This is a genomic window from Aliiruegeria sabulilitoris (assembly GCF_001558155.1).
GTDB lineage: Bacteria > Pseudomonadota > Alphaproteobacteria > Rhodobacterales > Rhodobacteraceae > Tropicimonas > Tropicimonas sabulilitoris.
Genome location: NZ_LOAS01000061.1, coordinates 1 through 10,380, shown reverse-complemented (window position 1 = coordinate 10,380; position 10,380 = coordinate 1). Strand labels below are relative to the sequence as shown.

Genomic DNA, 10,380 nt, shown 5'->3' with positions numbered 1-10,380 from the left:
CGCAGAGAGACCGATACGCCGCGATCAGCCGACTTTTTCAACGGCATCCGCAGGAAGCTGCCATCGCCCTCGTCGAAGGCGCACCGGCACTACCGCTGATGCCTGAAGGGCAAGTTTGCCGACTTTGGAGAAATCAGAGGGAAACGCTCGGAAGACGGATTCGTGGTCGGAAGCCGCCGTCCATACTGACCGCTGAAGTCATCAAGAAGCACAGAAAACGATCTTGTGGTGCCGTCGAAGAGAACGTCAGCTTTAACGCTTGCATCCATACAGCGGGAATGAAGGTTGGGTGACAATCCGGTAACACTCAGCAAATGTTCGGAGATCGGACGTGAGGTTTACCACCGAAAACAGGCTATCATGATGAGAGCCGACGTACCGAAGCCGCTTGATCCGGAGGCCATATCAGACCGCTCGAACCGTGTTCAGGGGACCGCTTGGGGAGTGTCGGCACAAGTACAGACTTGCTCCCAGAAAGTTCACCGATGAAACAAGTCTATGCCAAACGCTGCTCGATCGGCCTTGTAGTGGCAGCGATCAGTCTCAACCAGAGCGCCTTCGCTCAGAATTACTCGAATAACTCTGGCGGAGCCGCAACATTCTACGGCCAGTTGAGCCCGGCATATCTCGGCTTCGATGACGGGTCGAAGACCTTCGGCAATGTCGCTGACAACTCGCATTCAAATTCGCGTGTCGGCTTGTTCCTAGACCAGAAACTGAGTGGCGGCCAGGAACTTCGGTTCAATTTCGAAGCTGCCCTTGGCGCGCCGCAGTCGGGAGGTTTCAGCCAGGAAAATGACCCGATCTGGGAATGGGACAAGACCAAACTTCGAAAACTCGAACTGATCTGGTCCTCGAATTGGGGCACGGTGTTTGCAGGTCAGGGCAGTCTGGCGACGGACGGCACCGATTCGATGGACCTTTCCGGCACAACCCTTGCGTCCGGCCGGGCTGTCGGTGATTCGGCCGGCAGCTATTTCTTTCGGCAGGACGATGGCGAACTTTCAGGTGTCACCATCGGCAACGCGTTCAAACACTATGATGGCGCGCGCCGCATGCGCGTCCGGTACGACACGCCCAAATTTGGCGGAAGGTCGGACGACACAGGGATAAATTTCGAAATCTCCTATGGCTACGAAGCGCTGCAGGACGACAACGACAACACCTACTACGACGTGGCAGCCTATTTCGGTGAGGCATTCAGCTCCTTCGATGTCGCCGCGGCGGCCGGCTACCTCTGGATAGAAGGTGAGGACGACACCACCGAAAACTGGAGCGCATCCATGTCCGCACTTCACAGGCCAACGGGGCTGAACGGCTCCGTCGCAAGCGGCGGTGATCCCGACGGCGGCAGCTTCCTGTATGGCAAGCTGGGTTGGATTGCTGAGTTCACGGATATCGGTGGCACGGCCCTGTCGGTCGATTATGCCCAGGGCAAGGACAGTGTTTCCAGCAGCGACAATGCAGAGATGTGGGGCATTCAGGCCGTCCAAAATTTCGACAAACTGAGTCTTGAAGCCTACACCTCCTATGCTGAGTATTCTTTCAAAGACAGCACGGGCATCGGCTACAAGGATATGAAATCTGTCCTGACAGGCGTCCGATGGAAGTTCTGAAGCAGGTGCCGCCCCGCCTGTGTCTTTGCGAATAACTATTCCAGGGCCGTCATGTGCCGCGAGCTATCGTCCACAGCGGCTCCTGCCTCGCCTCCATCGACCACGGCGCGAACTCCGTCAGAATCCTGGCTCACTTTCGCTTCGTCCATCCGGTACACGAGCGGAGCGGTTGACGCTACGAAGCGGCGCTTACCTTTAGTTTTTAAGAAGTCCGCAAAGCCGACCTCGCTCAGATTTGGTCCAATGTCGGCATTGCGCAGATCCAAAGCACCTCGGCGCCCGGGTCGGTGTCACATCCGTGCTTCACACTTGGGGTTCGGCGATGACGCACCACCCGCATGTCCACATGATCGTGCCGGGCGGTGGCTTGTCGGTCGATGGCACCCGTTGGATCACCTGCCGCAGGAATTTCTTCCTCTCCGTCCGTGTTCTGTCCCGCCTTTACCGGCGCCTCATCCTGGAAGGGCTGGTGCGGCTGCATGAAGCCGGAAAGCTGCAGTTCTTCGGCGACCGTGTCGAGCTTGTCGATCGCGCGGCCTTCAACGCTTGCCTGCAACCGCTGCGCAAGGTCGACTGGGTGGTCTACGCCAAGGAACCATTCGCCGGGCCAAAAGCGGTGCTGGCATACCTGTCGCGCTACACCCACCGTGTCGCCATCTCCAACAGTCGATTGATCCGCCTGGATCAGCGCGGCGTCACCTTCCGCGTCAAGGACTACCGTGTGGACGGCCCCGGGCGACACACCACCATGACCTTGACGACAGACGAGTTCATCCGCCGGTTCCTGATCCATGTCCTGCCAAAGCGGCAGCACCGCATCCGCCACTACGGCTTCTTTGGAAATGGCCATCGGGCCGCCAATATTGCCAGGATCAGGCACCTGCTCGGGGCCAAAACGCCGGGTCAGGAACACGCCAACGATGACAGCCTCGGCGATACCGATGAGCTTCCCCGTGTCCTGGCACTGCCTTGCCCGTCTTGCGGCGGACGGCTGATCATCATCGACACCATAACGCCCGCGCAACATCCCAGAGCGCCACCAACGACAGCAAGGGCCGCCGCATGAAACCCGCGCCGCGAATTGAAAACCACGACCTCAGCCACACGCCACACCGCCTGTGGTTCAACCGGCATGCGCAATTCCAAATATCGGAGGGGCGAAGGTTGCTGAAATCAACGGGACACAACGCATATCGGCAAAAAGCCCGCACAAAACCCGATGAGTTTGCCAACACCAGCCCTACCAACCCAACCTGCCCAGTCAGATCCAGAGCAACCGAACGGCTCAAATCCCCATAGACACAGCTGATCCGCAAAGACCAACCCCGCGATTTCCCGCTTGCGCGCTTCTCCGACGCCAGGCAACGCCCCGCTCTTACTCAAACGTACCGCGTGGCGTCCGAGAAACCTGCACCGAAGCGGACTTAGCTCACCGTAGCCTTCAAAAGTCTGGTTCGGCGAACCGAAGCGAATCTTTGCTCACGTTGATACCGCTTTCGAGCGGATGACCTTCGACATTCCTGAGAGAAAGCGCAAAATGAAAGTACGGTTTCAACGCAATTAGCATGATTTCCCTGATCGTATTGAAGTGTGTTAAAGGGTGGCGTTTTTCAATTATTGAACGGTACCCGATGGCCTATTACGCCTCACGCCAAGTTTATCAGGCAAGACCTACCTACGCGGTTTCAATCTACCGCGCGCGAACGCGAATTGTTTCACCTATTTCGTTTAGGATCGCGCGTAAGGTATCGTGGTCTTCGTGCCGGACACGCATCCAAGCATTGGCCATGTATCCCGCCTCGACCTGTTGTGTCGGTGTTCCTGGTGACGGAAAGTGCTGGCCGACGACTAAGTTTTCGTATTTGCCAAAGATCGTCTCTGTGCCTTCGTAGCCTGTGATGTGCCCGTCGCATTCGGGTCGCAGAGCGATGATTCCGCAAGCATAACGGCGTGAAGGACGGGCATCGCTCGTGTGGTGGCAAACGGCGAGCGCCCATTCCCGATAGAGATCGTACTCATTGCCCGCGCAGTAGCTGTCCCACTGCCCGACACCGGGCGGACGGCAACCGATCTCCGAGAACTTGAGCCCTTTCGGCCCAAAGAACCACTCCATGTGGGTCGGGGCCGTCGTGATCCCGAGCGCGCCGATCACGCGCCGTCCCATTTCCCGGAGGTCGGCATACCTGTCCGCCTCGACCGCGTTTGTAGAAATCAGCTGAGGCGAGATCCAGCGCGTGCGCATAGCCTCGAGAACACCCGGATAATAGTGCCCAATGAACTCGTGCCGGACGTCGCCCTGGACCGTCACGGTGTCGTAAATCCCTTCGTGGCCTTCGATGAACTCCTCGATCGCCGCCAGTGCACCATCGGCGACGCCCGCCGCGCGGGCTGCATGTTCCAACTCGGCGGCGTTATTGGCCCGGTAGGTGCCAGCTGCTCCGGCGGAATCTCGTGGCTTGATTATCAGCGGATAGCCGACCGCTTCGGCGAAATCCCAAGCTTCGGAAAGGCTCGATATTCCGCCCGACGCGGCCACCGGTATGCCTGCGGTCCGGAGCACCTGTTTCATGGCGACCTTGTCGCGGCACAGGTAGGTCGTTCTCGCGGATAATCCTGGAATGCTGCAGCGTTCCCTGACACGTGCCACCGGAAGGGTGTGTGCCTCGACCGTCGCTTCCATCCGATCGATCCAGACCTTTGACTGGGCGTCCCTTACGGCCCACTCAAGAGCGCCTTCGTTGGTTACCGATTCGATCTGCTGGTAATCTGTGAGCCTCGCCCGTGTCTCGGCATCCAACCAATCCACGGGCCGTTCCCCGATGCCGTAAGTATTAGCCCCGATCGAGTAAAGTGCGCGGACGAATTCTCTCTGATTAGCTGGAAAGCCCGGTTCTATGAAGATGATGTTCAAGGCCACGCTCCCATGTCAGGCGACGATATCGTCTAGGTAGAGCGGCAACATCTCGCGCCAGGTCGGCCAGTCGTGATCGTAGGTCGCGGCCCAAGGGTCGACCCGATTTGGCACGCCCTTTGCACCAAGGACACCAGCCATCCGCCAGCTCTCAGATGGATCTTCCCATCGACCTTGACCGACAGGCAGGACGATGAACCGGCGCTGCAGCATATCGAGAGTCGGCCCCTCCAGCCCGGGCAAAAAGGACAGGGGCGAGGAGAAATAGTAGTCCTGGTTTCCCTGGAACCCCATAAGCTGTTCGAGATCATAGGTGCCGCTCATGCCGAGCGCCGTGCGGAACAGATGCGGATATCGACAGGTTACAGCGACGGCGTTGAACGCCCCGATCGACGCGCCGGCAGCGACCACTTCGATGCTGCCGTCTCGGCAATCGGCACGGATCGCCGGAACCACCTCGTGTGCGACGTATTCGTGGAACTGGTTGAGGATCCAGCAGCGATGTTCAACCGACCCTTCCTTGGACGCGAGAGCAGCGCCGGCGACGCTGTCGCAGGAGTAGACCTTGATGCGCCCGGCCGAGATGATTGGATCAAGCACCCGGATCACGTGCATCCGCTCGATCTCTTCCGCATCGCCGCCCGCGGTGGGAAACAGCAGGACAGGCTGGCCAAAGGTGCCCCAGCGGACCAGCGATATGTCGCGATGAAGCCTGTCCGACCTCCACCTAGAAACCGTCTTTGTCACCGAACTTCCCTTCCTGCTCGCGCCACAGCTGGATCCTGTCCCAGAATAACTGCGTGAACTCCTCGTGCTCGTGATGTGGAAACAACGCCTCGACCTTCTGCCGGATCGCATCGTGCAGCTTTTCCGATCCGAAGAAGTCATAGGCGAGCTCGTCCAGATCCTTCAGCTGGTTCTTGCAGAAGCGCCGGAACTTTTCTGTCTCGAACCGTTTGTGGGCGATCTTGGCGTATTCGGTCAGCTTTTCACGAGGAGACCGATCGCTGTCGGCGATCTTGTAGAACGGAGGCCAATCCATGTTCTTGCGCATCGCGCGGTCCGTCGCGGCGCAGAACAACGACCAGCGCAGGTTGGCCTTGATCAGCCACGGAAAATGATAGTGCAGCGACGTGACCTGGCTGTCGGGGCAGGCGTTCGCAAAGTCGATCGGATGCCAGTTGCCATTTTGCCGGAGCGCCTCGCAGGAGTTGAAATCCCAGCCGAAGAAGGCATTGATCGTCAGAGTCATGTCCTTGAGCGTCTGCTGGTCCACCTCGTCCAGAAAATTGATGTCCTGTCGATAACGGTCGTGCAACGGTGCACCGGGATCATAATTTACGTGCCGGACCTGCGGTCCGAGCCCGACATTTCGGACGAAAAAATCATGCGGCAGCACAGCCGCCTGCAAGTTCATGATCTCAGTGCCGCTGGCATCGTAGGCGCGGTGCAGCTCCTGTGCATTGTCGATCTTGGTCACGCCCTTCCAGCCGCCGCCATGGTAGGGCTTCATGAAGAACGGATAACCGATTTTGTCGCCGATCTCGTCGAGGCTGAACATCCGCGCATATTTGATCAGCGTCGCTTCCAGGTCGTCTGACGGGTCATAGGCCTTGGGCGGCAGCATCCATGTCTCTGGCACAGGAAGGCCCAGCCGCAGCATCGCAGCATAGCTGGTGTGTTTCTCGTTCGACTGCAGTGACCAGGGGTTATTGTAGACGTAGAGGTCATCCATCAGGATGGCCTTCTTGATCCATTCGCGGCTGGTCGAATACCAATGTGTCAGCCGGTCAATTACCACGTCGTATTTCACCGGCTGGTGAAGGCTGAAGGGTTCGATCGTCACCCGTTCCAAGGCAAAGTCATAGGTGTTCTTGCCAATCTTCAACCCGTCGCGGGTCAGCGCCTCGAACAAACTTTCATAGGCAATGGGCCAGCAGATGTCTGCTCCCAACGAGAGTCCGACTTGCTTGGTGCTTCTGGCCATGGAAATATCCCCCCATTCATTCCGGCGCTGCACGGGCATCGAACGCCAGTTATTCTCTCGGTTGCACCGGCAGGACCCACATTAGGGCGTTCCGCAACTGATCCCTCCAGTTATGCCAATGATGACCATCCCAGGAGCTCTGGAACAAGACATCAATGCCCTGCTCCGCTAGGAGTTTGGCCAATTCCTTGTTTTCCGCCGCCAATCCTTCCAGCTCGCCAGTCGAGACAAAGGCCCTCGTTGCTTCAGGTGCCGGTGCACGGCGGACAACCTCGACCAGGTGGGCAACCCGGTGAAATACCGGATTCGAACGTCGCCTCAACTTGTCGGGATCCAGAACAAAGGACCCGGATTTGAGGATCAAGCCACCGAAAACCCCGCGAAACCGAAACGCTGTCGCCAGCGATGCGACCGCGCCAAGACTTGCGCCAAGGAGCACGCGGTCCTGAGCCCTCGTAGAGATCGAATACCGGTTGGTCACCGCCGGCAATAGCTCGCCCACGACGTAGCGCGAATGGCGCCGCCCGTTCGGATACTCGCTCATCCTGTCGTCGGCTTGTATCAACACGGCCACGAGAGGCGGGATATCTCCGGCTTCTATCAGATTGTCCAGCGACGTGGTCAGGTCGGCATATTCGTCATAATCGCCACCGTCATGGATCACGACCAACGGAAAGTCCCGGCCATTATCGTAGGCGTTGGGCAAATAGACCCGTTCGGTCCGGGAACGGCCAAAGACGTCGCTATCGACGGTAATTTCTTCCATGCGTCCACGCGGAGCGCCACGTTCCAGGCTCCATTCAGGTCGAGCGTAGCCGTGCGTCATCGCGACGGAGTTCTCTCCAAACGGATCGCCGGCGCGATGCGGATTCGCCGGGTCCAGAACCCAGGCGTCGCCATGAGCCCCAACCACGTTCAGTTTGTACTCGAAACGCCCCCCGTCCGCGACGGGGAGCCTGAGGAACCATAGGTCACTTTCGGGGAGACGCTGAAAGCGCTGCCTGTTCACTCCAGCATTGATCCATCGCAGGATCTCGACCGCATGCGCTTCGCCGCGCCACAGAAACGTCAATGCGCCCGGTTCGACGAGCGGCGACGAAAGTCCGGACAGGAAACGGTCGACGGCGGGCGAGGACCTGTCCTCGGCAGCAAGGAAATCCCGCAGATGTGGATGCACCTGGCCTGCCCCGTTATCAGGGTGACGAGCATCCTCAATGTTGGGTTGTACGTTCACGGTATTCACGACCTGCCGATTTGCTTCCAAGCGCGTCGCCTCATTGCTCCACGCATTCGAGGTAAGGGGTCTTGCGGTTGCGCACAATGCCGGAGTTGGAGAATTCGGCGGGCCTGTCATTCACCGGTGCTGGCACTCTCCTCGATGAGCCAGTCCACCACGGCGACCTGCGCGTCATGTTCTGTCGTGCCTTGCGCAAGCGCCGCGTTGAAAATCCGCAATTGTTCGTCGGAACTTGTGCCACGACGCGCAATCGTCCGCGCATGCTCGACTTCACGGATACACCCGAGGTCTTCGGCAAATGGCCGCAGCAACTCCACCAGTTCGTCCGTCAGGTCGGCGAATGCCAACAGCTTGCGCTTACCGAAGTCCGCCATCTCGGCTTCGACGCCGTAGCGCATGGCTCGCCACTTGTTTTCGGCCAGCAGGATACGGCGATAGGTGCGGCGGCGTTCGTTGCTGCGCCGCAGATGGAACAGGTAGGCGAGGATCGATTGGTACAGCGCGGCGATCGTCAGACCGTCTTCGATATGCGTGCAGATATCGCAGATCCGTATCTCCAACGTCGGATGCTTGCCGGAAGGCCGGATGTCCCACCAGATCTTCGACGGATCCATAACCATTCCAGTTGCCGCAAGATCGTCAAGAAGTTCGGTCCAGTCGCTCCAGCTGTCGAACACCTCGGGGAATCCCGACCTCGGTAAGTCACCAATGATGATAGGGCGAAACGCCTTGAGGCCGGTATCGTGGCCTTCCCAGAACGGGGAGGACGTGCTGAGCGCCAACAGGTACGGCATGAAATAGGTTACCTGGCCCATCAGGTCGACCCTGAGGTTCTTGTCGTTAATGCCGGCGTGGACGTGCATGCCGCAGATCGCCATGCGGCGCGCCAGGGTCCGGTGTTCCGCCCCCAGGATCCGGTAGCGTTCCATGTCGACCGGTTCCTGCTCGCTCCAATGCGCCCAGGGGTGGGTCGAGGCGGCGATCATGCGCATGCCGAAATCCTTGGCGCATTGCGCAACAGTTTCCCTTAAGTGACGAAGATCCTCTCGTGCCTCGGCGATCGTTTCGCAGACGTTGGTGCCGATTTCAACCTGGCTCTGCAGAAATTCATGTACCACTTTAGGTCCGAGAAGGTTCTGGCATTTTACCATGAACTCCCGCGGCGGCCGCGCGCAAAGAGCGCGCGTTTCCGGGTCCACGAGCAGGTATTCCTCTTCTATTCCGATCGAGAATGCTTCGTCGTCCATGATGTTCTCCACACTCCATAACACCCTTTAGATGGCTATCACTTACGTCAAGCCATTCTCCGGGTAGAGCCCAAGCCACAAAGCTCGGATAGGCGCATCGAATGATGCTCCAAACCCTTCCGGCGATATCGTGTCGAGGGTTTCGGAGCAGCGGTCGCAATTTTTGGCAAGGCTTTCAGGCTAGCCTTCCAGATGCGGCCAGGAAACTGTCTCGCCAGCCGCTCACATCGGCAGCAGTGATGCCAAGTTCGCGGCTGACCAGCTCCAGGTCCTCGCCACCCAAGTTCCTCAGCACCACCTCCTGCTTCCGCCCGGCTTAGTTGCGCCGCCGCGGCGGCGCAACGGGCGGCTCGTCACCAGCGTAATGGGCGCGCCACGAAATGAAACGCCCGCATTGGCTCTCTCTTCATCTGTCATGGCCCTTCCTTCTCCGGGGGGGCGCTCTCACCCAAACAGGTGTCTCACACAACTCTACACCGGGGGAACCTGACCTTCGCCAAAATCGCAGCGAACGACCGGTCCCCGCCCTTCCTTACGAATGCAGCTCCCGTAATTGTCGGGTTTTCGCGCTTGCGGCTAAGGTCCGGTAGGTCGGAATTTCGTTGAAAAACTCTTCGCTGCATTCGCAGTGGAACGGCTTTGGGGTTCGGCGCAAGCGTCTTCTTTTCAGGCGCTTTGCGGTTTCTGCGGTGCGGGAAAGACCTTAGCCAGTTTGCGGAGGTTTTGGGCGGTTGCTGCTAGGAGGAATTCGTCGTTCGCGCCGTTGGGACCGCGTAGTCGGAGGCGGCGGAGACCGAGAATGCGTTTGAGGTGGGCAAAGAGCATCTCGACCTTCTTTCGGAGCTTCATCGAGGTTTCGTACTGTTTGGTCTTGGCGATGTCGCGGGCTACCTGCCGAGCGTCTTCATGTTCCTCGCGGGTGATCGTTCGCGCTTCGGCATTCGGACAGCACTGCTGCTTCGATGGGCAAGCTTGGCAGGTCAATTTCAGCGCCCGGTATTTGGCTCTGCCTTTCCCGGTCTGACCCCTGTTCGGATCGGAATAGTTCCTGCGAAACTGCTTCAGCGCATGGCCCTCGGGGCAAATGAATTGATCGTTGTCAGCATCCCATTCGAAATCGTCCCGACTCCAGGTGCCGTCCTGTCTGTCAGATTTGTCGATTACGGGGATGTGCGGCGCGATCTTGCGGTCAACCAGCCAGCCGAGCATCGGCCCCGATCCGTATGCCGTATCCGCTGCCCGGCAGTTGATTGCGAAGCAATCAATGAGAGGGGCTATCAGACGTTCAGGGTGTAGGTCAAACCGGTCCTTTGCCTTTTCCAGCATGGTGCGCGTTGCTCCAACCTCCGCCTGGCGGATGGACCGCGTCGCCTCGACTCCGA

At 58.8% G+C, this 10,380-nt stretch carries 8 protein-coding genes and 1 pseudogene; 3 read left to right on the top strand and 6 right to left on the bottom strand.

The genetic code is table 11. The features are described 5' to 3' along the window. From AX756_RS26555 to AX756_RS23995, 3 genes and pseudogenes are all read left to right on the top strand, one after another. Positions 1-293: hypothetical protein (locus AX756_RS26555; RefSeq protein ID WP_231701170.1), on the top strand; the 293-nt coding region annotated here is incomplete at its 5' end. 192 nt (positions 294-485) lie between these two features. Further along, positions 486-1,616, top strand: coding sequence for a porin (locus tag AX756_RS24000; RefSeq protein WP_068318243.1), 1,131 nt, complete (start codon positions 486-488; stop codon positions 1,614-1,616). A gap of 256 nt (positions 1,617-1,872) precedes the next feature. Then, positions 1,873-2,682: pseudogene (locus AX756_RS23995) on the top strand (IS91 family transposase); the annotation flags it as partial. Between the two features lie 624 nt (positions 2,683-3,306). On the opposite strand, the gene AX756_RS23990 reads toward AX756_RS23995, so the two are convergent. The 6 genes from AX756_RS23990 to AX756_RS23965 all read right to left on the bottom strand — a co-directional run. Then, positions 3,307-4,527 (bottom strand): ATP-grasp domain-containing protein, encoded by a 1,221-nt coding sequence (locus AX756_RS23990; RefSeq protein ID WP_068318240.1) that lies wholly within the window; start codon positions 4,525-4,527, stop codon positions 3,307-3,309. Between the two features lie 15 nt (positions 4,528-4,542). Next, positions 4,543-5,274 carry an esterase family protein gene (locus tag AX756_RS23985; protein WP_068318237.1) on the bottom strand — a complete coding sequence of 244 codons (732 nt, stop codon included), beginning with the start codon at positions 5,272-5,274 and terminating at the stop codon, positions 4,543-4,545. Continuing rightward, positions 5,255-6,514, bottom strand: coding sequence for an ATP-grasp domain-containing protein (locus AX756_RS26205; RefSeq protein ID WP_197431134.1), 1,260 nt, complete (start codon positions 6,512-6,514; stop codon positions 5,255-5,257). The genes AX756_RS23985 and AX756_RS26205 overlap by 20 nt, the downstream gene beginning before the upstream one ends. Positions 6,515-6,563: 49 nt before the next feature. Beyond that, positions 6,564-7,778, bottom strand: coding sequence for an alpha/beta hydrolase (locus tag AX756_RS23975; RefSeq protein WP_197431133.1), 1,215 nt, complete (start codon positions 7,776-7,778; stop codon positions 6,564-6,566). An 86-nt stretch (positions 7,779-7,864) separates the two neighbouring features. Then, positions 7,865-8,998: a carboxylate-amine ligase gene (locus AX756_RS23970; RefSeq protein WP_068318228.1), complete on the bottom strand. Its 1,134-nt coding sequence runs from the start codon at positions 8,996-8,998 to the stop codon at positions 7,865-7,867. A gap of 666 nt (positions 8,999-9,664) precedes the next feature. Beyond that, positions 9,665-10,380: transposase (locus AX756_RS23965; protein WP_156461668.1), on the bottom strand; the 716-nt coding region annotated here is incomplete at its 5' end.